The organism is Actinoallomurus sp. NBC_01490 (assembly GCF_036227085.1).
In the GTDB taxonomy this organism is placed as follows: Bacteria; Actinomycetota; Actinomycetes; order Streptosporangiales; family Streptosporangiaceae; genus Actinoallomurus; species Actinoallomurus oryzae.
The window spans coordinates 5,643,429-5,668,592 of sequence record NZ_CP109433.1 but is presented as its reverse complement, the minus strand read 5'-3'; the positions used below and the strand labels follow the sequence as shown (position 1 = coordinate 5,668,592).

Here is a 25,164-nt window from a genome sequence, read left to right as displayed (position 1 = left end):
GCATGCCGGAGGTTCTGATCGTCGGCGGCGGCCCCGTGGGGCTGACGCTGGCGATCGAGCTCGGCCAGCAGGGCGTCACCTGTGAACTGATCGACAAGCGGGCGGAACTCGGCCGGCTGCCCAAGATGGAGCGGTGCAACGCACGGACGATGGAGAACTTCCGGCGTGCGGGCATCGCCGACCGGATCCGGGCGGCGGGGCTGCCTCGCGACGTGCCGATGGACGTCTTCGTCTGCGTCGAGTCGGTGACGCGGCCACCGCTGGTGCACCATCGGTACCCGTCGGTCGCGGAGTTCGTCACGACCGCACGCGACGTCAATGACGGGTCGCTGCCGCTGGAGCCGTACCAGCTGATCTCCCAGTACACCCTGGAACCGTTGCTGCGCGAGGTGGCGGAGCGCACTCCTGGGGTCACGGTCCGGTTCGGCCACGAGCTGACCGGGCTCGAGGACGACGGCGACGGCGTGACCGCGCGGGTACGGACCGCGGGCGGCGGATCCCGGGAGATCCGCGCCGACTACCTGGTGGGCTGCGACGGCGGCAACAGCACGGTGCGCAAGGCACTCGGCATCGAACTGCGCGGCGACTCGCTGCTCGAACTGCGCCAGGCGCTGTTCCACTGCCCGGACCTGTTCGAGCGCATCCCGATCGGCAAGGGCCGCCACTACCACATCGCGGACGAGCGGTCCTCCTTCCTCATCGTCCAGGACGACACGAAGCACTTCTCCCTGCACGCGGTCGTCGACCGAGACGAGGACATGCCGCGGCTCTTCGAGTCGGTGGCCGGCATCCCCGTCGACTACGAGACGCTGTACGTCGGCCGATGGACGCAGCGCCTCATGCTGGCCGACCGCTACCGCGACGGCCGGGTGTTCGTCGCGGGCGACGCCGCCCACCTCGTCATCCCGACCGGCGGGCTCGGCATGAACACCGGCGCCGGCGACGCCGTGGACCTGGCCTGGAAGCTCGCCGGCACCCTGCGCGGATGGGGCGGACCGGCGCTGCTCGACTCGTACGAACGGGAGCGCAGGCCGATCGGCGAGCGCAACGTCGCGGCGTCCCGCAAGGCGGCCGGGGGCCGGCGTGCCTGGCGGGCCGCGTGGCGGCCCGACATCGCCGACGACACCCCGGCGGGCGCGCGCACGCGCGCCGCACTGGCCGAGATCGCCGACCGCGAGCAGCGCTGGAGCAACGACCTGCTCGGCATCGAACTCGGCTACCGCTACCAGGACTCACCGTTGATCGTCTCCGAAGAGGGGGACGGACCGGATCCGAACAGCTTCCAGTACACGCCCACGACCTGGCCGGGCGCGCGGCTCCCGCACATCTGGCTGGATGACGGCACGGCCCTGCACGACCGCCTGGGCCGCTGCTTCACACTGCTGTACACCCCGGGCACCGAGGCGGACGTCGCCGGGCTGGCCGGGGCCTTCGCGCGGTACGACGCGCCGTTCGCCGCCTTCGAGGTCCGCTCGGCCGCGGCCGAGACGGTCTACGAGGGCCACCATCTCATTCTCGTACGGCCCGACCTGCACGTCGTCTGGCGCGGCCGGGACGGGCTGCCCGAACCCGGCCGCCTGGCGGCACTGGCCAGCGGCCATCTCAGTCACCAGAGCGCCCTCGGACGGTCGTGACGACCAAGGGGTAATCCCATGAATGCCGGCACCCATCGCACACCGGACGGTCACCTCCTCCCCCGCCGTCTGACCACCGGAGTCGCGGCTTCGACACTCCTACCGGCCCCCGTGGCCTGCGGCGGATCCGACGGCGGTGCGGGCGGCACGACGAGCATCACCGTCGCCATCCCGCCTGCCGTCTCCGGAATCGACGTCTACGCCGCCCAGGCCCAGGGCTACTTCACCCAGCACCACCTCAAGGTCAAGATCAAAACGGTCAACGGCGGCTCGGCCATCGTGCCGGCCCTGGCGTCCGGAGCGGTGCAGATCGGCGAGTCCAACGTTCTCTCGGTCGTCCAGGGCGCGAGCCGCGGAGTCAAGGAGCCGTGCATCGCGGGAGCCGACACCGAGGCGAAGGTCATGTCGCCGCAGCCGGACAGCGAGATCACGCCGCATCCCGTGTACGCGTGCTGGATGGCGTCGTCCTCATGGCTGTCCCATCACAAGGACGTCGCATCGCGGTTCACCGCCGCGCTGAACGAGGCCGACCAGTACATGGCCGCGCACCCGGGCTGCCTGTCCTCGATCCTGCCGAAGTACACGAAGGTCTCCGCACAGCTCGCCGGCCGGGTCACGCTGCCCGACTTCGCCACGACCATGACCCCCGCCGACGTCCAGCCGTGGTCCCAGGCGGCCGCGCAGTTCAAGGTCACCGACTCGGTCGTGCCCCCGGCGTCGATCATCACGAGCCTGAAGTAAGAACCGGCGCGCCCGGCCGGGCCTTGCCATGCCGGAAAATAAGGTCTGGGTATTGCAATGGTATTACCAATATGCAAAAGTGGCGACTAGCCAGGCCGATCCGGCGGACTCCGCGAGCACCCCTAATTCACGCCGATTCGCCGCCCACGGCGGCACGTCACCCTGTCGCGTATCTCAGCCGACCCCCGAAAAGCCCTGCCGAGCCCCCGGCGATTCCGGTGATGCGCTCGATCACGCTCGAGCTCCTGTCCGGCATGGCGTTTATCCAGGGAGGATCAATGGATGAAGTGAACTGCCGACGATTGACGGGAGCGACCGCGATCGTGACCGGCGCGGCCCACGGGATCGGCGTGGCCTACGCGCGCCGCCTCGCCGCCGAGGGCGCCAGGCTCGTGGTCGCGGATCTCGACGGCGACGCGGCGGAGAAGGTCGCCGCGTCGCTTCGCGAGGAGGGCCGGGAGGCCATCGCGGTCCAGGCCGACATCGCCGACGAGGCCTCCGTCGGCGAGCTGGCGAAAACCGCCCTGGACGCCTTCGGCACGATCACGGTGCTCGTCAACAACGCCGCGATGTTCTCCGTCGTCCCGATGTCCCGGGCGTCCTTCGACGCGATCGAGCCGGCCGAGTGGGACCGGCTGATGGAGGTCAACGTCAAGGGACCGTGGCTGACCACCCGGGCGGTGGCGCCGGCCATGCGTGAGCGCGGCTACGGGAAGATCGTCAACATCAGCTCGGGTACCGCGCTCAAGGGCTCGGCGACCCGCATCCACTACGTGACCGCCAAGGCCGCGATCCTCGGGTTCACCAGGACGCTGGCGCGCGAGCTCGGCGGCGACGGGATCACCGTCAACTGCGTCGCCCCGGGCAGCACGCTGAGCGAGGAGAACCCGGACGAGGCGACGGTGAACCGCCGGGCGGAGCGGCTCGGCGACCGCGCGCTCAAGCGCGTCCAGATGCCCGCCGACCTCGTCGGCGCCGTGGCGTTCCTCGCCTCGCCGGACAGCGACTTCGTCACCGGACAGACCCTGGTGGTCGACGGTGGCTCGGTCATGCACTGATCGAATCCCAGCGAACCCGGAAGAGGTGGCGAGATGACCGGTCCGCGCACGCTACGGGCGATCATCGGTGCCGTGTCCGCCGTCACGTTGGGGGTCCTGACGGCGGGATGCGGACAGACCGGTGCCTCGGCGGCCAAGAAGGTCGCCGAGGTCGCTCAGTACACCAAGACCGACCGTACGAACATGCTGATCGCGGGCGCGAAGAAGGAGAAGCGTCTGGTCTGGTACACGACCGTGATCACCAACCAGATCGCCCAACCGCTCGCGAACGCGTTCCACCGGAAGTACCCGTTCATCACCGTTCAGCTGTACCGCGGCGACTCGGGCACGGTCGCGCAGAAGATGATCCAGGAGTACCGCACGCGCTCGTACCGGGTCGACCTGATCGACGGCACCAGCACGTCGGCCATGTTGCGGCGGACCGGGTTCCTGCAGCCGTTCCGCAGCCCGGAGCTGGCCTCCTACCCCGCGCAGTTCAAGGACCCGAGCGGCTACTGGGGCGCCGAGCTGCTCTACTACATGGTCCTCGCCCGCAACACCAAGCTCGTCCCCTCCGGTCAGACGCCGCGGACGTACCAGGATCTGCTGGACCCGAAGTGGAAGGGCAAGCTCGCCTGGAGCACCAGCTCCGGCTCCGGCGCACCCACCTTCGTCGGCAACATCCTCACCTCCATGGGCCAGACCCGCGGCACGGCCTACCTTCGCCGGCTCGCCGGGCAGGGGATCCACAACGTGAGCTCCTCCGGCCGGAGCGTGCTGGACCAGGTCGTGGCCGGCCAGTTCCCGCTCGCTCTGCAGGTATTCAACGATCAGGTCGACTTCAGCAAGGCGGCGGGCGCACCGGTGGACTGGGTCCCGCTGCAGCCGGTGACCGGCCAGGTCTCGCGGATCTCGCTGGCGGCCCGGGCACCACATCCGGACGCCGCGATGCTCTTCCTCGACTTCATGTTCTCCAAGGAGGGCCAGCAGATCGTCCGGCAGCGCGGAGGCATCCCGGCCAGTCCCCAGGTCGAGGCGCTGCGGCCCACGCTGAAGCCGGGCCCGGGCAGGTTCACCGCCGACTACATCCAGGATCGGGCGGCGACCCAGCTCAGCCACTGGAGCGATGTGTACCAGCAGCTCTTCGTGCAGGGCGGCTGATCCGCGATGGGTGTGTCATCCGAGCCGCGGATCGCGGCGGCCTCCGTCACCGCACGGCCGCGGGCCGAGCGAGCGTCCCTCCTGTCCCCGCGGATCGTCATGTGGCTCGTCGCGGCCGTGTTCGCCTTGCTCACGGTTCCGCCGCTGGTCACGGTGGTGCAGCGGAGCCTGTACACGACCGACTTCATCGGCGAGCCCGGCACGTTCACGCTGGACAACTACAAGCATCTGTTCACGCAGGGGGCGTCGCTGCGCGTCGTCGGCAACAGCCTGATGCTCGCGGCCGGCGCGACCGTCCTCGCCCTCGTGGTCGGCGGCACGCTCGCGTGGGTGGTCGAGCGCACGGACGCCCGCGGACGCGGGGTGTGCCGTGTCGCGATGCTGCTGGCCCTGGCGATGCCCTATGTGCTGTACGCGATGTCGTGGATCCTGCTGCTCGGGCCGAACGGCCCGGTGAACCAGGCGGCGAGGCACTGGTTCGGCCTGGGCCAGGTCGTCAAGCCCTACTCACTGCCCGTGATGATCTTCGTGGAGGGTCTGGTGTCGGCGCCGCTGGCCTTCCTGCTGCTGGCGGCCGTACTCCGCAACATGGACCCGTCTCTGGAAGAGTGCGCGCAGGTGTCGGGGGCCGGAGTCCGGAAGACGCTGTCGCGGGTGTCCGCGCCGCTGGTCACACCGGGCGGGATCGCCGTCGCGATGCTCATCTTCGTCCGCGCGCTCGAGGCGTTCGAGGTGCCGGCGATGGTCGGCCTGCCCGGCGGCGTCACGGTGATGACGACCAGGATCTACCTCGGCACGCAGCGACAGCCGCCCGACTACGGAGGCGCCGGTGCGTACGCCGTCCTCCTCATGGTCGCGGTCGGCGTGCTGCTGGCGCTGTCGGCCCGGATCACCCGCCGAGGCGCCGCGTACGCGACGGTGACCGGGCGTGGCTTCCGGCCGCACCGGATCACGTTGGGCCGGTGGCGGTCCCTGGCGACCGCGCTGGTGTGGCTCTTCGTCCTGGTCGGCCTGGTCGCGCCGATCGGGCTGCTGGTCTGGGCGAGCGTGCTGCCGTACTACGCGGCGCCCGGGCAGATCCCGACGCGGCTGCTGACGCTGCACAACTACCACGCGGTACTCGGACAGCCGGCGCTGCTCGGCTCGATCACCAACACCCTGCTGATCGGCGTGTGCACCGCGACGGTGGTGTGCCTGCTGACCGCGGGCGCCGGCTGGTTCGTGGCCCGGACGCGACTGCGCGGTCGCTGGGTGCTGGAGCAGCTCGGCGGCATCCCGCTCGTCATCCCCGGCATCATCATGGGACTCGGCGTGTCCGCCTTCTACCTCCAGGTCCCGATCGCGGTGTACGGGACGATCTGGATCTTCGTGCTCGCCTTCGTCGCACGGTACCTGCCGTACGGGATGCGCTACACGGGCTCGGGCCTGGTCCAGATCGGCCGGGAGCTGGAGGAGGCCGCCGTGATGAGCGGCGCCAAGCCCGGCCGTACGTTCGCACGGATCGTCCTGCCGCTGCTGATGCCGTCGCTGGCGGCCGCGTGGATCTTCGTCTTCCTCGTCGCCGGCAAGGAGCTGTCCATGTCCGTGCTGCTCTCCAGCCCGGACACCCAGGTCATGGCGGTGTCGCTGTTCGACCTGTTCAACAACGGCCAGATCACCCAGAGCGCCGCCTTCGGCGTGGTGTGGACGCTGGGCCTCGGCGTCTGCGTCGCGCTGCTGAGCGTCATCGCGCGGCGCGCCCGTATCGAGATCCAGGGCTAGGGGCGCACGATGAACCGTTACGACGATCTCCTTCAGGACACGATCGACCTGCACTGCCACGTCGACCTGGAGTTCTCCGAGACGTTGTTCCGCAAGCGCGGGCCGGAGGACGAATGGCTGCCCGCCGCGGAGCGCTCGGGCATGCGCGGCGTCGTCCTGAAGTCGCACCTGTGGCCGACCGTCTCGGTGGTGCCGTTCATCAGGCGGCTCTACGAGGGGCCGGTCGAGGTGTGGCCGAGCATCACGCTGAACGGCGCCACCGGCGGCATCGACCTGTGGAGCGTCGAGGCCGCGTACCACCAGGGCGCGCGGACGGTGTTCCTGCCGACCTGGGGCTCGGTCAACGACCTGCGCAACGGCGGGTTCCACCGGCGGCTGGCTGACGCGTTCGAGTGGTTCCGCCCGGAGCGGTTGTGCGTCCAGCGCGTCATCGACGACGACGGCAAGCCGACCGACGACGTCCGCGATCTGGTGCGGTTCTGCCGCGACCACGGCCTCACGCTCGCGACCGGGCACGTGTCGTGGCAGGAGTCCCTCGCCGTGGCGGAGGAGGCGGCGGCGGTCGGGCTGGAGCGGCTCGTCTGCAGCCATCCGCTCTCCAACTCGGTGCGCGCACCCCTCGACGCCGTACGGCGCGTCGCCGAGCTCGGCGCGTACGCCGAGGTGTGCTGGACCAACATCGCGCCGGGCCGGAAGGACCCCGCCGAGGTGGTGGCCGCCATCCGGGAGATCGGCCTGGACCGTGTCGTCGTCGCCACCGACTACTTCACCGGCGCGGTCCCGCAGCCGTCCGACCTCTTCCGGCTGACGCTCGGCACGCTGCACGACGCCGGGCTGACCGCCGCGGAGATCCACCGGGTCGCCGCCGAGAACCCCGCGCGGGCGCTCGGCCTGGAATGACTCCCGCCACCAACGAATCGACGCTTGTGAGGATGATGCCCAGTGACTGAGACGGTCCAGGCCGGCGCGACCGCCCCCGTGGATGTTCCCCATCGCCCGATGCTGGTCGGTGGTGAGTGGGTGGACGCCGCGGACGGGGCGCGGCTCACCTCCGTCAACCCGGCGACCGAGGAGACGATCGGGACGTTCCCCGACGCCGGGCCCGCGGACGTCGACCGCGCCGTCACGGCCGCCCGCGAGGCGGCCGAGGGCTGGGCGGCGGTGCCGTGGCGGCGGCGCGGCGAGCTGCTGCGCGAGTTCGCCGCGCGCATCCGGGAGCGGGCGGAGGAGTTCGCCCGGCTCGACGTCGCCGACTCGGGCAATCCCCTGGCCGGAATGCTGGCCGACGCGCGCAGCGTCTCGGACGAGATCGGCTACTACGCGGGGATCGCCTCGGAGACCAAGGGGTTCACCGCACCGCAGCTCCCGGACAGCCTGACCTTCACCGAGCGCAGCCCGTACGGGGTCGTGGGCCGCATCATCCCGTTCAACCACCCGTTGAAGTTCGCGGCGGGCAAGATCGCGGCCCCGCTCGCCGCGGGTAACGCGGTGATCCTCAAGCCCGCGGAGCAGACCTCGCTGTCCGCGCTGGAGATGGGCGAGATCGCCGCGGAGGTGTTCCCCTCGGGCGTCGTGTCGGTCGTCACGGGCCGCGGCGCGGGCGCGGGCAACGCCCTCACCGCCCACCCCGGTGTGCCGCGGATCGCCTTCACCGGTTCGGTGCCGACGGGCAGTGCGATCCTGCGCGCCGCGGCGGACCACATCAAGCACGTCACCCTCGAACTCGGCGGGAAGAACCCCCTGGTCGTCTTCCCCGACGTCGACCCGGTCAAGGCCGCGCACGCCGCCGTCGCGGCGATGAACCTCGTCCGGTGCGCCGGCCAGTCGTGCGGGTCGGCCTCGCGGGTGTACGTCCACGACGACATCCGGGACGCCTTCCTCGACGCGCTCGTCGCGCGGGTCGGCGAACTCGTCGTCGGCGACCCGAGCGAGGAGGGCAGCGATGTGGGGCCCCTGGCGTTCCGCGCGCACTACGAGCGGGTCATGGAGTTCATCGAGAGCGGCAAGCGTGAGGGCGCGACGCTGCTGGCCGGTGGCCGCCGGCCGCCACACCTGAACCGCGGCTTCTACGTCGAGCCCACGGTCTTCGCCGACGTGACCGAGGACATGCGCATCGGCCGCGAGGAGATCTTCGGCCCGGTCATGTCGGTGTTCGCCTGGTCCGACGTGGACGACGTGCTGCGCCGGGCCAACGACTCGGAGTACGGCCTCACCGCCAACGTCTGGGCGCGCGACGTCACGGCCGCGCACCGGATGGCCCGCCGGCTCGAGGCCGGCTACGTCTACGTCAACGGCACGGGCCGACGTCCCGCGGGAACGGCCTTCGGCGGGTGGAAGCACAGCGGCCTCGGCAAGGAGAACTCCCTGGAGGAGCTGCTCTCCTTCACCCGCGAGAAGACGGTCAACATCACGCTCACCTGACCCCGGCGAACGACGGAGAACACGTCTCGGGGGTGAGGAGGACGGACATGCGCGGTCATCGAGTCGCCGGCGCGCTCTGCGCGGCGGTCGTCACGCTCGCGGTGGCCGGCTGCGCGAGCGGAGGCGTCTCCGCGCAGCAGGTCGCCCAAGTGGCCCAGTACACCAAGGCCGACCGTACGAACATGCTGGTGGAGGGCGCGAAGAAGGAGAAGCGGCTCGTCTGGTACACCACTCTGATCCCCACGGAGGTGTCCAAGCCGATGGCCGACGCCTTCCACAAGAAGTACCCGTTCATCACCGTTCAGCTGTACCGGGGGGATTCCAACCAGGTCGCCCAGAAGATGATCCAGGAATACCGCGCCCGGTCGTACCGGGCGGACGTGGTCGACGGGTCCGGGACCTCGACGCTGCTGCGGAAGGCGGGGTTCGTGCAGAAGTTCGACAGCCCCGAGCTGAAGTCCTTCCCGTCGCGGTTCAAGGACCCCGAGGGCTACTGGGGCACCGAACTGCTCTACTACATGGTCCTCGCCTACAACACCAAACTCGTTCCGCGGGGTCAGCCGCCGAAGACGTACCAGGATCTCCTGGACCCGAAGTGGAAGGGAAAGATGGCCTGGAGCACCAGCGCCGGGTCCGGAGCGCCGACCTTCGTCGGCAACATCCTCACCTCGATGGGCCAGAGCAAGGGCATGGCCTACCTTCGGCAGTTGGCGAAGCAGGACATTCACAACGTCAACTCCTCCGGGCGCACCGTGCTCGACCAGGTCGTGGCCGGCCAGTTCCCGATCGCGCTCCAGGTCTTCAACCACCAGGTCACGGGCAGCAGGGCCGACGGCGCTCCGGTGGACTGGGTGCCGCTGCAGCCGGTGACCAGCCAGCTCGGCCGGATCTCGCTCGCGGCCAAGGCGCCGCACCCGCACGCCGCGATGCTCTTCCTCGACTTCATGTTCTCCAAGGAGGGCCAGCAGATCATCGCCGACCACGGGGACATCCCGGCCAGTCCCGCGGTCCCCGCCAAGCTTGCCGCGCTGAAGCCCGACGGCGGGAGGTTCACCGCCAACTACGTGCCCGCCGATCAGGCGTCGGCGCAGATGTCCCAGTGGAACTCCCTCTACCAGCGCCTCTTCGTCGAGGCCGGCTGACCCACGCGGTTTCGAAAGGAGCATCCATGGCAGAGATGGACGGTTACGAGACGATCGTCGTGGGCACCGCCGACGGCGTCACGACCGTACGGCTCAACCGGCCGGACAAGCGCAACGCGATGAACCCGACGATGCACCGGGAGATGGTGGACGCGCTACGCCGGCTGGCCGACGACGACACCACGCAGGTCCTCGTGCTCACCGGTGCGGGCCGGTCGTTCTGCGCCGGGCAGGATCTCAAGGAGTACTTCCACGAGATCCGCGACGACGCCCGCGCCCGGGAGCAGGCCCGCCGCGACTCGCACGACTGGCGGTACCGCCTGCTGTACAACTTCCCCAAGCCGACGATCGCGGCCGTCAACGGCTACTGCTTCGGCGGTGCCTTCACCGTGGTCGCCTCCTGCGACATCGCGGTCGCGGCGGACGAGGCGACGTTCGGGCTGTCGGAGGTCAACTGGGGACACATTCCCGGCGGCATGGTGACGAAGATCGTTGCCGACCTCATGCCGCCCAAGCAGGCGCTGTACTACATCCTCACCGGCCGTACGTTCGGCGGCGCGACGTCGGCGCGGATCGGCCTGACCACGATGTCGGTCCCGCTCGCCGACCTCGAGCGTACGGTGGGCGAGCTCGCCGACGAGCTGAAGGCCAAGGACCCGCTCACCCTGCGCGCCTGCAAGGAGGCGTTCAAGGGCGTGGACATCCGGGGCATGTCGGCCGAGGCGTCGCTGTCCTGGCTGACCGCCAAGTCCGACCAGCTCAGGCGCCGGCAGGCACAGGCCGGGCGCACGGACGGCGCGGAGAGCTTCCTGAAGAAGGAGTACCGCCCGGGGTTCGCACCGATGCCGCAGGCCCGCGCCTGATGCCCGGCGAGCAGGCCGCGAACGGCGTCGCCGCGCTCCTGCGGCCCAGGAGCGTGGCGATCGTCGGGGCGCGCGACAGAGCCGGCGGGTGGGCGGACCGGATCCGCGGAAACCTCCGGCGCTTCGGCTTCCCCGGCCCGGTCTTCGCCGTCAACCCGCGGCATCCGACCTTGTGGGACGAGCCCTGCTACCCGGACCTCGCCTCCCTCCCCGGCCCGGCGGACCACCTGGTCGTGCTGCTGCCCGCCCCCGCCGCCGTGGAGGTCCTGAACGGCGCGGGGAAGGCGGGCGCGCGCAGCGCCACCGTGTTCTCCAGCGGCTTCGGCGGCGAGCGCGGCGGGCTGCTCGATCGGCTGCGCGACATCGCGGCGGCGGACGAGCTGGCCGTCTCGGGGCCGAACTGCCTCGGCAACATCTCCGTACCGGCCTCGCTCGTCACGACCACGGACTCGCGGCTCGCCGAGCTGAAGGAAGGCCCGATCGCCGTGGTGGGCCAGAGCGGCGGCATCATCATGTCGTTCAACCGGGTCCTCGCCGACCGCGGCATCGGAACGCGCTACGTCGTCTCCAGCGGCAACGAAACCTGCCTGACCACCGCCGACTACCTCCGTTTCTTCGCCACCGACGACGGTGTACGGGTCGTCCTGGTGTTCGCCGAGAGCATCCGGGACCGGGACGCGTTCTTCGCCGCCTGCGCGGAGATGATCTCGGCGGGCAAGCACGTCGTCGTGCTCAAGGCCGGCCAGACGCCGCAGAGCCGGCAGGCGGCCGCCAGCCACACCGGCGCCCTCGCCGGGTCCTACGCCGCGTTCTCGGCGGTGGCGGAGCAGCTGGGGATCGTCTGCGTCGCGAGCATGGACCTGGCGGTCGAGGCGTGTGAGTACCTGTCCCGGGTCGCGCGCCCGCGCGGGCCCGCCGTCGGCGCCGTCACCGTCTCCGGCGGCGTACGCGAACTGCTGCTCGACGGGGCCGAGCGGCAGGGCGCGACCTTCGCCGAGCTGGGCGGGGAGACGCACCGCCGCCTGCGGGAGCTGGTCGGCGAGGGCGTCGAGGTCAGCAACCCGCTCGACTCGGGCTACGCCGGCCTGTCCGACCCGGAGACGCTGGCGCGCTGCGTCGAGGCGATGGCGGCGGACCCGGCGGTCGGCGTCGTCCTGCTCCAGGAGGAGCTCCTCGGCCGGGCCGAACCGGGCAAGGAGCGGACGCTGCGGCTGTTCGACTCACGGTTCCCCGGCGGTGCGGTGGCCGGCTCGGGGACACCGGTCGCGCTGTTCTCGATGGCGTCCGTCAACGTCACCGCCCATGGCCGGTCGCTGCGCGACCGGCTGGGCAACCTGGCCTTCCTGCAGGGTACGGACCGGGCGCTCGGCGCGGTGACCGCCATCGCCCGCGCGACGCCGTCGCCTCCGCCGCCCGGCGAGCCGGATCCCGGCGTCACGGAGCGGCGGACGCTCGCGGCCGGGCTGCTGTCCGCCTCGGGCACGGACCGGCTCACCGAGCCCGCGGCGAAGTCGCTGCTGCGCGCCTACGGCCTGCGCACACCCCGCGAGGAACAGGCGGGCACGCCGGAGGAGGCGGCACGGGCCGCGAGCCGGCTCACCGCGCCGTACGTGGTCAAGCTCGTCTCCGCGGACGTCGGCCACAAGTCCGACGTGGGCGGCGTGGTGCTCGGGCTGACCACTCCGGACGACGTCCGCGACGCCTGCGCGGGCATCGCCGCCCGGCATGGCGCGGGTACCGATTTCCTCGTCGCCGAGCAGGTGCCGGCCGATGTCGAGCTGGTGGTCGGCTTCGTCCGCGATCCGGAGGTGGGGCCGGTCGTGATGGTCGGCTCGGGCGGCGTCGGTGTGGAGCTGTTCGGCGACGTCGCCTTCGCGCCGGCAGGCTGCTCGCGCGACACCGCGCTCGCCGCGCTGAACCGCACCCGCGTGGCCACGCTCCTCCGAGCGTGGCGTGGCCGTCCGGCCTGCGACCTTGACGCGGTCCTCGACGCCGTCTGCGCGATGGGCCGGCTCGCCGCCGAACTGGGCGACCTGCTGTCCGCCGCGGAGATCAACCCGCTCGTCGCGTCGCCGGGCCGGAGCGGGGCCCTGGCCCTCGACGCATTGGCCGTGGGAGGGGCGGCACGATGACGGTACGGCAGCCGACGACCGGTGAGGACGTCGTCGTCACGGTGACCGGCGGGGTGGCCGAGGTCGTGCTGAACCGGCCGGCGAAACACAACGCGCTGTCCACGCGGATGCGCGAAGATCTCGCCGCGACGCTCGCATGGGCGAGCCAGGACCCGGAGGTGCGCGCCGTGACGCTGGGCGGCGCCGGGCCGTCGTTCTGCGCGGGCCAGGATCTCCGCGAGCCGCGCGGCCCGTACCCCGGTGCCCGGGTGGCGCTGTGGACGCGCGTGCACGGCAACCTCGCCGCCGCCGTCGCCTCGTGCGCGGTGCCGACGGTCGCCGGTCTCCACGGCCACGTGCTCGGCCGCGGGCTGGACGTCGCGCTCGCCGCCGACCTGCGGATCGCGGCGGAGGGCACCCGTCTCGGCTATCCCGAGGTCGACCACGCCATGGTGGTCGGGGGTGGCGGGGCGCGACGCCTGGTCCGGATGGTCGGTGAGGCACGTGCGATGGAGATGCTGCTCTGCGCCCGTACGCTGGACGCCGAGACCGCCCTGTCCTGGGGCCTGGTCGCGAAGGTCGTGCCCGCGGCCGAGCTGAAGGGCGAGGTCGCGCGGCTGGCCCGGTCGCTGACGGCACGGTCGGATCTGGTCCTGTACGCGGCCAAGGCCGGTGTGCGCCAGGCGACGGACGCACCCGAGGACGCCGGTGCCTGGACGGACACGCTCTTCAACGTCCTGTCCTCGGCGGCCCGTCCGCCAGGCGGCACGGAGCGGGACGACGGGCCCGCCGGCACGTGAGGTGTGCGGGAACGGCCGCAGGCCGTTCCCGCACCGCGGTCACTCCCGGGCCGGGAGGTCGATCGGGCGGCCCTCCTCCAGGAGCGCGGCGATGCCGGGCACGGTGATGTGGTCCATCAGGCGGCGGACCTCGTCGGTCAGCGGCAACGGCGTGCCGGCGGCGCGAGCCATCCGCCGGGCGTTGTCGATGTCCTTGACGTACCACGTCAGGCGCATCAGCTCGATCTCGCGGAGGGTACGGCTGTCGGTCGGCCCGGCGGCGAGCGCGGGACGCATCAGCTCCGGCGGCACGCCGAGTCGCGAGCCGAGTGAGAGCGCCTCGGCGATCGCGGCGATCTGAGCCCAGTGGATCAGGTTGTTGACGGTCTTGCCGACCTGACCGCACCCGAGTTCGCCGAGGTGGTGAACTGCCGAGCAGAAGGCGTCGAACACCGGACGGGCGCGCCGCAGCGGCGCCTCCTCCCCGCCGACCAGCAGATTGATCTCCCCGGCCTCGGCACCGCGCACGCCGCCGGTCAGGGCCGCGTCGAGCACGTCCACGGCGTTCGCCGCGCCGGCCAGCGTCCGGCACGTCTCGGGGCGTACCGAACTGCAGACGACGAGCACCGAGCCGGGCTTGAGGAAGGCCAGCAGCCCGCCGTCCGGCAGGCACGCCTCCAGCACGTCCTCGTCGCCGCGCAGGCAGACCAGGCAGACGTCGGTGCCCGCGGCGAGCTCCGCCGGCGAGTCACAGACCCGGGCACCGAGCGCGGCCAGCGGCCGGGTCGCCTCCGGATCGATGTCGAGGCAGCGTACGTCGAATCCGGCCCGGCGGATGTGCCCGGCGATCGGACCGCCCATCGCGCCGAGTCCCAGCGCGCCCACCACTGTCATCCCATGGCCTCCGGCCGGCCCACGAACCCGACGCAACTTACGCACTATGGCATGTTGGTAATACCATTTTCAATCCCAAAATCGGCATGACCAAACGTAGCAACCTCATCACGGTACGCCGCCTCATTGACCGGCCTCCCACTTAGGTATAAAGGTAGTACCAATGGAGCGCAGCGTACGGCGGGCGGCACACCCGCGCGGGTATCGGCCGGCGCGCCGATCGTCGGGGCCGGTCCCACCGGGCCGTCCCCCGTCCCCTGCGCGCTCGGCGTCGTGACGGCCCGGGCGGACCGCTTCCGCCCCCGTCGTGGCCGCGCGACGAAGACCACTGGAGGTTCACATGGGCAAGAGCGGGCGGGTTTTTCTGCGTGGCATCACGTCGGAGACCTACGGGCTGAAGGAGTTCCGGCGCCGGCAGCTGGCCGCTCCCCGGGTCCGCGACGACTCGGTCGTCGTCGACGACGCCAAGGTCGCCCACTCCGGCGACTCGGCGCAGTCCCGTACATGGTGGCGAATCGGTCCGGGCGACGACCCGTTCCTGACCCAGAGCCTCCAGGTTCACTTCGTCGAGCTTCCTCCCCACTCCTCCAACCACGGCCACGGGCACCAGAACGAAGCGGCCTTCTACATCCTGCAGGGCGCCGGCTATGAGATCCACGACGACCAGCGCTACGAGTGGTCCAAAGACGATCTCGTCCTGGTCCACACCGACTCCGTTCACCGCCACTTCAACCCCTATGACCAGACCGCCCGTTGCCTGGTGATTAAGGCCAAGTCCCTGTGGATGTACCTGGGTCTCATCCAGCAGGGGCGCAGCGGCCCGGTCGAGGACGAGGACCGCTTCGGGCCGCGCGAGGACTGGGGCGCGATCTGGACGCCCGGCGTGGACGACCGCAAGAAGGTCGTCAAGCCCGCCGACACGCCCTGGGAGACCACGCCCCTCGGCCGCGTACGCGTGCTGTCCTCCCCCCGGCACACCGACGTGCGGACCTTCAGCGTCGACGCCTTCGTCCTCGACATTCCGGCCGGGAGCCGGTCGGGCAAACGCTGGCACATGGCCGATGAGGTGCTGTACGTGCTCTCCGGTGAGGGATACAGCCTGCACTGGGAGGTCGAGGCCGAGATCGCCGAACGCTACTACGCGCGGGTGGCCAAGGAGCCGACGCGGCACGAGATCAAGGCCGGCGACACCCTCTACGTCCCCCACAACACCGTCGCCCAGCACTTCGCCGCCGACGGAACCCCTCTCCAGCTGCTCTCCGGCCAGAACCGCATCTTCAAGCACCTCGGCTACGACAACGTCGTCTACCTCGAGAACGCCCCCGAATACGACGACGCGCGTACTCCCGCGAACGCCGAGGCCTGAGGAGCGCTCATGCCGAACCGAACCACCACCCGCGTGACGCACTACCACGTGCAGAAGAAGCGTCGTGCGGAGTTCCTCGAGGAATGGCGCGGCTACCAGAAGACCGTCGTGGCCCGTGAGGACGTCGCGATGGCCGAGACGGCGCCGGGCGTACGCCGCGGCGTGTACGTCGGCGCGGACGGCGACCGCCCCACGCGGACGATGGACGCCCTCGCGCACGAACTCGACCCGGGCACGGTCACGAACGTCAACCGGCATTCCTGGGACGTCATGGTCTTCTGCGTCGCCGGCCACGGCTGGGCCGAGATCGACGGCCGGCGCATCGACTGGGGGCCCGGCGACTCACTGCACCTGCCGCTGTGGTCCTGGCACCGCTTCGGCAACGACGGCACCGAGCCCTGCCGGTACCTGACGTTCTCCGCCGAGCCGCTCATGTTCACGATGGGCTACTCCATCTACGAGGACGGCGGCGACACCCCGTACGCCGAGCTGGCGCCCAAGCCCGTCCAGTCCCCGGCGATCCCCGGGGCCGACCCGTACGCCCGGCGCAGCCAGCGCCTCGCGGCCGAACAGGACCGCCGGCGCAACGGCCGGCTCCACACCGACTGGGACGAGCTGGAACTGCTCAACACCCCCCGCGGCACCCGGACCACGTTCCTCCTCGACCGGGCGATCGGCTACCAGGCGTCGGGCATGTCGATGGCGATGTTCGAGATCGGGCCCGGCCGGGGCCAGTCGATGCACCGCCACCCCGGAGAGGCCTGGCTGTACGTCGTGGAGGGTCACGGCAGGTCGTTCCTCGGCACCGAGCCCGAGGTCGGAGAGTTCCACGAGTGGAAGAAGGGCGACATCATCGTCGTCGACCACTACCTGTGGCATCAGCACCTCAACTCCGACCCGGACCACACCGCCAAAGTCGTACGTATCCACATGTTCGACAGCCTCCTCGACACGATGCGCGTCCTCATGGACCCGATGGTGCTGTTCGAGGAACCGCCGGACGCGATCCGCGACAAGCAGGCCGGCGATCCCAGCACCATCGACTGGCCGGCCCTCACCCGGCCCACCTGGGAATGGTGAACGGACCGGCGCTGCCGGAGGGCGTGCTCTCGCTGCACGCCCTGCCCGCCGATCACCACGAGGGCCCCTGGGACCACATCGTCACGCCACCGGGCCTGAAGGAGCGACTGCTCTCCCAGGCGCTGCTCACCCTCCTGCACGGGCGGCGCCTGGCGACCCTCGCCGGGCTGCCGCACGGACTGATCGTGCTGGCCGGCCCGCCGGGCACGGGCAAGACCACCCTCGCCCGTGGCCTCGCCCAGCGCGCCGCCCTCGCGGTGGCGGCGGAGGGCGCGACCACCTATCTGGAGATCGACCCGCACGCGTTCCCCTCCGAACTGCTCGGCGAGAGCCAGCGGGCGATCACCCGGCTGCTCCGCGACACGATCCCCGAACTCGCGATGCGACGGCCGCACACGATCGTGCTCATCGACGAGGTCGAGTCCTTCGCGGTGGCCCGTTCGGCGGCCTCCATGGAGACGAACCCGGTCGACGTGCACCGGTCCACGGACGCGGTGCTCGCCGGGATCGACGCCATCGCCGCCGAACTCCCCCGCGTGCTCTTCCTCACCACGACCAACTTCCTGACCGGTGTCGACGAGGCGTTCCTGTCCCGCGCCGACCTCGTCATCACGTTCGAGCTCCCCGACACCGCCACGATCGCCTCGATCATCCGCCACTCCCTGGTCGAGCTCGCGGGGCTGTGGCCGGAGCTCGCCAAGCTGGCGGCCGACGAGGAGCTGCACGCCCGCGTCGCCGAGCGGTGTGCGGGGTGGGACGGCCGCCGGGTGCGCAAACTCGTCCTCGCCGCCCTCGCGCAGCGGCTGGACGTGGCCATGGACCCCGGAAGGCTCGAGGCGGACGACCTGATGGCCGCGACCGGTGTTCCCGCCGGTGCGGCGTGATCCCGACGGGAGGACCGATGGACACGACGGACCAGCCCGCCTGGGGCTCGGACGTGATGGTGGACTCGATGCGGGCGCTGGGCCTGCCGTACGTCAGCCTCAACCCCGGGTCCTCGTTCCGTGGCCTGCACGACTCCCTGGTGAATTACGCGGGCAACGAGATGGAGATGATCTGTTGCCCGCACGAGAAGATCGCGGTCGGGATCGCGCACGGCTACGCCAAGACCACGGGAACGCCGATGGGCGTCATCCTGCACAACGTGGTCGGTCTCCTGCACGGCGCCATGGGGATCTACTACGCGCACCTCGACCGCGCGCCGGTCGTCGTGCTGGGCGGCTCCGGACCGGCCACGCACGACCGGCGGCGACCCAACATCGACTGGATCCACTCGGCCAACGTCCAGGGCAACGCGGTCCGCGACTACACCAAGTGGGACCACGAACCGCGCTCGGTCTCCGACGTGCCGACCACCCTCGCGCGGGCGCACCGGATCGCGACGAGCGAACCTTGCGGCCCGGTCTATGTGGCGCTCGACGCCGGGCTGCAGGAGGACCCGCTGGACGAGCCGGTGGCGATGCCGGACTTCTCGCGCCTGGCGGCACCGTCGCGGATCGGTCCCGACCCGGCCGCCCTGCGCCGGCTCGCGGAACTCCTCTGCGCGGCCGAACGGCCGGTGATCGTGCCCGGCTACGCCGGCCGTGACCCCGCGGCGTTCGGGCTGCTCACCGAGCTGGCCGAGGTGGTCGGCGCGGGCGTGGACGACACGGGCATCCGGCTCAACTTCCCCAACCGCCATCCGCTGTGCGTCACCGGGACCACCGCCATCGAACGCGCCGACTGCGTGCTGTTCGTCGACGTGAAGGACATGGGCAAGCCGACGCAGCGGCTGGACTCGACGACCCGAACGATCACCTCGCGCCTGGCGCCCGGCACCACCGTTCTCGACCTGGGCTTGGGCGACATCGGGACCTCCTCGTGGAGCGAGGACCACGCGGCCCTGCTGGAGACCGATCTCCAGGTCACCGCCGACACCGTCGTCGCCCTGCCGATGCTCCTCGCACTGTGCCGGGAACTCGTCGGCGCCGACGACGCGGACCGGGCCGGACGCCGGAGGGCGTACGCCGCCGGGCTGGCGGGCCTGCACGCCGACCGGCGCGCCTCCTGGGAGGCCGAGGCCGCGCGGCACGCGGAGGATTCGCCGGTCTCCACCTCGCGGCTGGCCGCCGAGGTCTGGGACGTGGTCAAGGACCACGACTGGGTGCTGACCGCGGGCACCGCGGCCGAGTGGGCCCGGCGCCTGTGGGACTTCGACGCGCCGCACCGTCACCCCGGGCGCCAGCTCGGCACCGCCACGCAGATCGGCATCTCCCTCGGGGTCGCGCTCGCCCACCGCGGCAGCGGGCGTCTCGTCGTCGACCTGCAACCGGACGGCGACCTGATGTTCGATGCCGGGGCCCTCTGGGTGGCGTCGTACTACCGGCTGCCGATGCTCGTGGTGATGTACAACAACCGGGCCTACCACAACGACTGGGAGCACCAGGAACGCCTCGCGCGGCAACGCGGCACCCCGATCGAGCGCGCGTACATCGGCATGGAGATCGCCGACCCGGCGCCGGACTTCGCCGCGCTGGCCCGCTCGTTCGGCTGGTACGCCGAGGGTCCGATCGACGACCCGGGCAGGGTCGGCGCGGCCGTCCGACGCGCCGCCGACCGGGTGACCGCCACCGGGCTGCCCGCCCTGGTCGACGTGGTGTGCCATCCGCGCTGAGAGCGGCGGAGGCGATATCTCCCAGCTTCTTGTGGCATGTGCCACTTATGGTCTATTTTGGTTAGTCCATTAGTCCTTGGAGGCGAGAGACGCCCATGGTCGAACCGCATCTGACCGAGCGCACGCACCACCATCGCCCCCTGCCGGCCAGCCCCGAGGACCCGGCCGTGGGAGCGTTGCGGTGAGCGTCGAGCGACCGGCCGGCCTTCCCCCGCGGCGTACCGAACCGGGCTTCGGCTCCGACCTCGTCGTCGACCTCCTGCACGCGCTCGGCTACCGGTACCTGCCGATGAACCCGGGGTCGAGCTTCCGCGGACTGCACGACTCGGTCGTCAACCACGGCGGCAACGAGACGCCGCAGCTGCTCCTGTGCCTGCACGAGGAGATCGCGGTCGCGCTGGCGCACGGATACGCCAAGGCACGGGGCGGTCCGGTCGCGGCCGCGGTACACGATCTCGTCGGCCTGATGCACGCGTCGATGGCGGTCTACGACGCGTTCACCGACCGCGCACCGCTGCTGCTGCTCGGCGGCAGCGGGCCGGCCGATCCCGCCGCACGGCGGCCGATCGACTGGCTCCACTCGGCCACCACCCAGGCCGAGCTGGTGCGGCAGTACGTCAAGTGGGACGACGAGCCCACGACTCCGGAGGCCTTCGCACACAGCGTCGTACGCGCGCACCAGCTCGCCCACTCGGCACCCGCCGGGCCGGTCTACGTCTCGCTCGACGCGGGTGTGCAGGAGCAGCGGCTCCCCGGCCCGGTGGACCTGCCCGACCTGGCCCTGCACCGCCCCGCCCCACCCCTCTGGCCCGACCCGGCCGAGGTGGAGTCCGCGGCACGCCTGCTCGCCGGCGCGCGCCTGCCCGTCGTCGTCGGCGGCCGGGTCGGACTGGACCCGGCCGCCACACCGCTGCTGCGCCGGCTCGTCGAGACGATCGGAGCCGCGTACGTCGACGACCGCAACCTGGTGGCGTTCCCGACCGCGCACCCGGCCAACTGCACCGGCGACGCGCGCCTGCCGCGCGACGCCGACGTGGTCCTCGCCGTGGACGTGGTGGATCTCCCCGGCCTGCTGGCGGACCGCGGCCGCGGTGACCGTGGCGCCGCGGCCGTCGGCGCGCCGCTACCGGCGATCATCGATCTGTCGGCGGGCGACCTGGCGATGCGGTCGTGGGCGAACGCCTTCGCCGCCCCGCTCCCCCGCGCGGTGCAGCTGCTCGCCGACCCGCTCACCGGCCTGGAGGCGCTGGTGGACGCGCTCGACGGGCGACGCGCCGACGACGACGTCGAGCGCTCGGCGGCGGAGGCACGGTCGCGGCGGGCCGCGGTGCATGAGCGGGCCGAGGCCGAGCTGCGCGCCCACTGGTCGGACACGCCGATCTGGCCGGGGCGCCTGGTGGCCGAGACGTGGGCCGCGGTCCGCGACGTCGACCGGCTGCTGACGCTGCGGAACACACGGACCTGGCCGGCCGGCGTGTGGGAGTTCGGCGGCGCGGGCGAGTACCTCGGGCACTCCGGGGGCGGAGGCGTCGGCTACGGCCCCGGAGCGATGGTGGGCGGTGCGCTCGCCGCGCGCGACCAGGGCCGGCTCGGCGTCGCGATCGTCGGTGACGGCGACCTGCTCATGGCCTCCGGCGCGCTGTGGACCGCGGTGCACTACAAGATCCCGATGCTCGTCGTGGTCAACGACAACAGCTCGTTCTACAACGACGAGCCCCACCAGGCGCACGTCGCGCGGCACCGCGGCCGGCCGGAGGAGAACTCCTGGATCGGCATGCGCATCGGTGATCCGGCCATCGACATCGCCGGGCTGGCGGCGTCGTACGGGTGCGCCGCACACGGCACCGTCGAGGATCCGGAGAAGTTGCCGGCGGTCCTGCGGGCCGCGACGGCCGACGCGGTGGACGGTGCGGTGGCCGTCGTCCACGTGCGGACGGCACGCCACTGACCGGGACGGCGAGGTGCCGGCACGCCGCCCGGCCCTCGACACGTCCGACCCGAGCCGAAGCGGCGACCCGGTTCCACCATGGAGGCGAGACGGATGAGGAAACCGACGATGACCGCGGGCCTGGTGACGCTGGGCCTGGCGCTGACCGCCTGTGGCGGCACCCCTGCGCAGGACTCCGACATCGGATCCGGCAAGGGCGGAAAGGCGGCGGCCGCCACATACCAGAAGCTGAACGCCATGCCGAAGGACCAGGCCCGCGCCGAAGCGCTGAAGGAGGCCAAGTCCGCGGGTGGCACCCTGTCGATGTACACCTCGATGAACGCCGACATCGCCGACCGGGTCGCGGCGGAGTTCACCAAGCAGACCGGTATCAAGGTGTCGACGTACCGCGGGCATTCCGAGGACGTCCTGCAGCGCACACTCCAGGAGGCCGCGGCGAACAAGCTCGGCGCCGACGTCATCGAGAGCAACTTCTCCGAGATGGACGTCCTGGGCACCAAGAAGATCTTCGGCGGCTACGACGGCACGGCCGGGAAGCAGATCCCGAGCCAATACCACTACACCAGCTGGATCGCCGACCGTCTCAACATCCTCGTCGACGGCTGGAACACCAAGCAGATGCAGGAGAAGGACCTGCCGAAGTCGTGGGAGGACCTCGCCGACCCGCGGTTCAAGGGCAAGATCTCCATCGAGCAGAGTGACAACGACTGGTACGAGAACGTCACCAAGTGGTGGAAGGACCACGGCAAGAGCGACCAGGAGATCACGCAGCTGTGGCAGAAGATCGTGGCCAACGCCAAGGTCGTCAACGGCCACATCACGATGGCGGACCTGCTGGCCGCCGGCCAGACCGCGCTCAACGCCGACAACTACAGCTACGAGTACACCGTGGTCGCGAAGAAGGGTGCTCCCGTCACCGCGGTCGGCGCCGGCGGCGCCAACCCGGTTCCGGCGTTCGCACGGCCGAACGGCGTGGCGGTGACCGCCGCGGCCAAGCACGCCGCCGCGGCATGGCTCTTCGAGGACTGGATGCTCAGCGACGGCCAGAAGGTTCTCGTCGACCAGGGGCTGACACCGGCGACCAAGGTCCCCGGGGACACGACGACCAAGGGCCTGAACGTCGTGCCCTATGACACCAAGGGGTACGAGGCCCAGCAGAAGAAGTGGGCGGACGAGTGGGACCGGCTGATCAGCAGCACGCCGAAGCTGAAGTGACCGGCGCCCTCAGTCCCTGATGTCCTGGAGGAACCACTCGGCCGGCAACCGCCGGCCGAGTTCCGCCTTCTCGGCCCGCTCGAGCACGTGACCGGCCACGGACGCGAACTGCAGGCCCTGGGTGCCGGTGGTGACGAAGACCGTCACGTCGTCGTCGCTCCGGCGCCCCGGCACACGCCCGGTCTCCAGGTCCAGCAGAGTGGGCCAGGCACCCCTCTCGGGCGCCCGGCCCGCGGGGATGCGCCGCCGGTCCTCCGGACGGCCGGCGACGTACGAGGCGATCGCCCCGGCCTTCCACTCCATCATCGGCACGTCGGCGCCGTGGGGCACGGTGTGGATCCCGAGCTGTGTCACGACGTCGGCGTGGTCGAGCAGCGCGTCGCCGAGCTCGCGGCGGGTGACGCAGACGACGTGCGCGCCGGGCCGGAGCCATGCGGGGTCGAACGTGGGTGACATGGAGTCGGTGGCGGTCGCGACGATCGCCATGCCCCGGACGGCCTGCTCGGCGTGCTCGACCGCGACGGCGTCGATGCCGAGCTCGGAGCGGATCCGGCCGGCGAACTCCGTGCGGTGCTCCGGTGTCGGGCTGTGGACGCGGATCGTCGTCAGCTCGCGGACCTGCGCGATCGCCTCGACGAAGGTCCATGCCATCCCGCCCGAGCCGAGGACCCCGAGCGTGGCGGCGTCGCCGCGCGCCAGCGCGTCGGTGCCGATCCCGGCGGCGCCGCCGACGCGCATGTGCTGCAGGTAGCCGTCCTGGAGGATGGCCAGCGGGGCGCCGTCGGTCACGCGGAAGCACAGGATGAGCCCGCAGTACCGGCCGGGCCGCACGCAGTACTTCTCGTGCGTGCCGCCCTGCCAGGACACCACGTCCGACTTGATCCGCACCGCCGCGATCCCGTACGACACGCTCACCCCGGCCATGCTCCCCCACTGGTAGTAGTCGTCGGGGCGCCCGGTCGGGGCGAACATGTCGATGCGTGGCACGTAGGTCGCCTCGCCGTCACGCAGGTCGTCGTACGCTCGTCGGAGGGCCGTGATGGTCCCCCGCATGTCGAGCACCGACCTGACGTCGTCGTTGTCCAGCAGCCGCATGCCACGCCCTTTCCGAGATCTCCGTCTGTGCCGAGCCGTCGGTCGCTCGTGTTACCCGGCGTCACCGGGCGTCTCGGTCGCCGCCACGCCGGCCGCGGCCGTCTTCTGGTCCGCCGGCGGGATGACGGCGACGCGCGTGTGGTCGATGCGGAGGACCACCCGGTTGCCCGGCGCGATCGACTGGGCCGGGTTGGAGCGGTTCCGGATCTCCTGCTTGCCGACGGCGATCACGTGGTCCACGGAGTCACCGAGGAAGGCGCGCGTGCCGATTTCGCCGGAGAACTCGTTCCGGACACCGGACGAGCCGTCCGCCCGGGCGCCGTCGGTGTCGGCGTCGAGCTGGACGCACTCGGGCCGGATGGAGACCGCCGCGTCGTCTCCGACCTGGAGCGGGGATCCCGTCATCACTCCCCAGACGCTCAGGTCCGGAGTGTCGACCCGGCAGGAGCCGTCCGCCGCGTCGACGGCGGCGACGGTGCCGCGGAGCAGGTTGGTGACGCCCACGAAGGTCGCGACGAACTCGCTCGCCGGCCGCTCGTAGATCTCGCGCGGCTTGCCCACCTGGACGATCTTGCCCTCGTTCACGACCGCGATCCGGCTCGACATCGCCAGCGCCTCGGCCTGGTCGTGGGTGACGTAGATGGCGGTCAGGCCCAGCTCGCGCTGAAGCCGTTTCAGCTCGAAGCGCATGGCCTCCCGCAGTTTGGCGTCGAGGTTCGACAGCGGCTCGTCGAGCAGCATCAGGTCCGGCTCGCCGACGAGCGCCCGCGCGAGGGCGAGGCGCTGCTGCTGGCCACCGGACAGTTTCGTGGCGGCGCGATCGGCCATCGCCGCCAGGTCGGTCACCTCCAGCACGCGCATGACGCGCTCGCGGAGCTGCGTCCGCGAGGGCCGCTGGCCGCGTGGGAGCACGGTCACCGGGAAGGCCGCGTTGTCGAACACCGACATGTGCGGCCAGATCGCGTACGACTGGAAGACCATGCCGAGGCGGCGGCTGTTGGCCGGGGTGTTGATCTTGCGCTTGCCGTCGAAGAACACACGGTCGCCGAGCGCGATGTGCCCCCCGTCCGGCCGCTCGAGGCCGGCGATGGAGCGGAGTGTCGTCGTCTTGCCGCAGCCCGACGGGCCGAGGAGGGTGAACAGCTCACCGTCCTGCACGTCGAAGCTCACGCCGTCGACCGCCAGGACCCGGGTGTCGTCCGCGGATCTCGCCCGTCGTCCGGAACCGTCGAAGGTCTTCACCAGATCGTCTACGACCAGCAT

At 71.3% G+C, this 25,164-nt stretch carries 20 protein-coding genes; 17 read left to right on the top strand and 3 right to left on the bottom strand.

Features of this window, described 5'->3' with window-relative positions; all coding sequences use genetic code 11:
- Positions 1 to 2 precede the first annotated feature (2 nt).
- The 11 genes from OG417_RS26430 (at position 3) to OG417_RS26380 (ending at position 13,671) form a co-directional block, all read left to right on the top strand.
- On the top strand, positions 3 to 1,634 hold the full coding sequence (locus OG417_RS26430; protein ID WP_329261534.1) for an FAD-dependent monooxygenase: 1,632 nt from the start codon (positions 3 to 5) through the stop codon (positions 1,632 to 1,634).
- Between the two features lie 18 nt (positions 1,635 to 1,652).
- Positions 1,653 to 2,375 (top strand): ABC transporter substrate-binding protein, encoded by a 723-nt coding sequence (locus OG417_RS26425; RefSeq protein ID WP_329261531.1) that lies wholly within the window; start codon positions 1,653 to 1,655, stop codon positions 2,373 to 2,375.
- 278 nt (positions 2,376 to 2,653) lie between these two features.
- Entirely contained in the window at positions 2,654 to 3,433 is a 780-nt protein-coding gene (locus OG417_RS26420; RefSeq protein WP_329261527.1) for an SDR family NAD(P)-dependent oxidoreductase, read from the top strand.
- Between the two features lie 33 nt (positions 3,434 to 3,466).
- Positions 3,467 to 4,573 (top strand): ABC transporter substrate-binding protein, encoded by a 1,107-nt coding sequence (locus tag OG417_RS26415; protein ID WP_329261524.1) that lies wholly within the window; start codon positions 3,467 to 3,469, stop codon positions 4,571 to 4,573.
- A 6-nt stretch (positions 4,574 to 4,579) separates the two neighbouring features.
- Positions 4,580 to 6,334, top strand: coding sequence for an ABC transporter permease (locus OG417_RS26410; protein WP_329261521.1), 1,755 nt, complete (start codon positions 4,580 to 4,582; stop codon positions 6,332 to 6,334).
- Positions 6,335 to 6,343: 9 nt separating this feature from the next.
- Entirely contained in the window at positions 6,344 to 7,234 is an 891-nt protein-coding gene (locus OG417_RS26405; RefSeq protein ID WP_329261518.1) for a DUF6282 family protein, read from the top strand.
- A gap of 42 nt (positions 7,235 to 7,276) precedes the next feature.
- Entirely contained in the window at positions 7,277 to 8,755 is a 1,479-nt protein-coding gene (locus OG417_RS26400; protein WP_329261516.1) for an aldehyde dehydrogenase family protein, read from the top strand.
- 47 nt (positions 8,756 to 8,802) lie between these two features.
- Positions 8,803 to 9,897, top strand: a complete 1,095-nt coding sequence (locus OG417_RS26395) for an ABC transporter substrate-binding protein (RefSeq protein ID WP_329261514.1) — start codon at positions 8,803 to 8,805, stop codon at positions 9,895 to 9,897.
- A gap of 26 nt (positions 9,898 to 9,923) precedes the next feature.
- Positions 9,924 to 10,760 carry a p-hydroxycinnamoyl CoA hydratase/lyase gene (locus OG417_RS26390; RefSeq protein ID WP_329261511.1) on the top strand — a complete coding sequence of 279 codons (837 nt, stop codon included), beginning with the start codon at positions 9,924 to 9,926 and terminating at the stop codon, positions 10,758 to 10,760.
- Positions 10,760 to 12,892 (top strand): acetate--CoA ligase family protein, encoded by a 2,133-nt coding sequence (locus OG417_RS26385; protein WP_329261508.1) that lies wholly within the window; start codon positions 10,760 to 10,762, stop codon positions 12,890 to 12,892. The genes OG417_RS26390 and OG417_RS26385 overlap by 1 nt, the downstream gene beginning before the upstream one ends.
- A complete protein-coding gene (locus tag OG417_RS26380; protein ID WP_329261505.1) occupies positions 12,889 to 13,671 on the top strand; it encodes an enoyl-CoA hydratase/isomerase family protein in 783 nt (260 codons plus the stop codon). The genes OG417_RS26385 and OG417_RS26380 overlap by 4 nt, the downstream gene beginning before the upstream one ends.
- Positions 13,672 to 13,710: 39 nt before the next feature.
- Here the strand turns inward: OG417_RS26380 and OG417_RS26375 are convergent, their stop codons facing one another.
- On the bottom strand, positions 13,711 to 14,544 hold the full coding sequence (locus OG417_RS26375; protein ID WP_329261502.1) for an NAD(P)-dependent oxidoreductase: 834 nt from the start codon (positions 14,542 to 14,544) through the stop codon (positions 13,711 to 13,713).
- Between the two features lie 340 nt (positions 14,545 to 14,884).
- Here OG417_RS26375 and OG417_RS26370 point away from each other — a divergent pair, with 340 nt between their 5' ends.
- From OG417_RS26370 to OG417_RS26345, 6 genes are all read left to right on the top strand, one after another.
- The gene (locus OG417_RS26370) at positions 14,885 to 15,910 is read left to right on the top strand and encodes a cupin domain-containing protein (protein WP_329261499.1); all 1,026 of its coding nucleotides are present in this window, start codon (positions 14,885 to 14,887) and stop codon (positions 15,908 to 15,910) included.
- 9 nt (positions 15,911 to 15,919) lie between these two features.
- Positions 15,920 to 16,990, top strand: coding sequence for a cupin domain-containing protein (locus tag OG417_RS26365; protein ID WP_329261496.1), 1,071 nt, complete (start codon positions 15,920 to 15,922; stop codon positions 16,988 to 16,990).
- The gene (locus OG417_RS26360; protein ID WP_329261492.1) at positions 16,987 to 17,874 is read left to right on the top strand and encodes an AAA family ATPase; all 888 of its coding nucleotides are present in this window, start codon (positions 16,987 to 16,989) and stop codon (positions 17,872 to 17,874) included. The genes OG417_RS26365 and OG417_RS26360 overlap by 4 nt, the downstream gene beginning before the upstream one ends.
- Before the next feature lie 17 nt (positions 17,875 to 17,891).
- Positions 17,892 to 19,643, top strand: a complete 1,752-nt coding sequence (locus OG417_RS26355) for a thiamine pyrophosphate-binding protein (RefSeq protein ID WP_329261489.1) — start codon at positions 17,892 to 17,894, stop codon at positions 19,641 to 19,643.
- Positions 19,644 to 19,824: 181 nt separating this feature from the next.
- Positions 19,825 to 21,591 carry a thiamine pyrophosphate-binding protein gene (locus OG417_RS26350; RefSeq protein ID WP_329261486.1) on the top strand — a complete coding sequence of 589 codons (1,767 nt, stop codon included), beginning with the start codon at positions 19,825 to 19,827 and terminating at the stop codon, positions 21,589 to 21,591.
- Positions 21,592 to 21,684: 93 nt separating this feature from the next.
- On the top strand, positions 21,685 to 22,806 hold the full coding sequence (locus OG417_RS26345) for an extracellular solute-binding protein (protein WP_329261483.1): 1,122 nt from the start codon (positions 21,685 to 21,687) through the stop codon (positions 22,804 to 22,806).
- 9 nt (positions 22,807 to 22,815) lie between these two features.
- On the opposite strand, the gene OG417_RS26340 is transcribed toward OG417_RS26345, so the two are convergent.
- Together OG417_RS26340 and OG417_RS26335 are read right to left on the bottom strand one after the other, a co-directional pair.
- Entirely contained in the window at positions 22,816 to 23,901 is a 1,086-nt protein-coding gene (locus tag OG417_RS26340; RefSeq protein WP_329261480.1) for an ornithine cyclodeaminase family protein, read from the bottom strand.
- A 51-nt stretch (positions 23,902 to 23,952) separates the two neighbouring features.
- A complete protein-coding gene (locus OG417_RS26335) occupies positions 23,953 to 25,164 on the bottom strand; it encodes an ABC transporter ATP-binding protein (RefSeq protein WP_329261477.1) in 1,212 nt (403 codons plus the stop codon).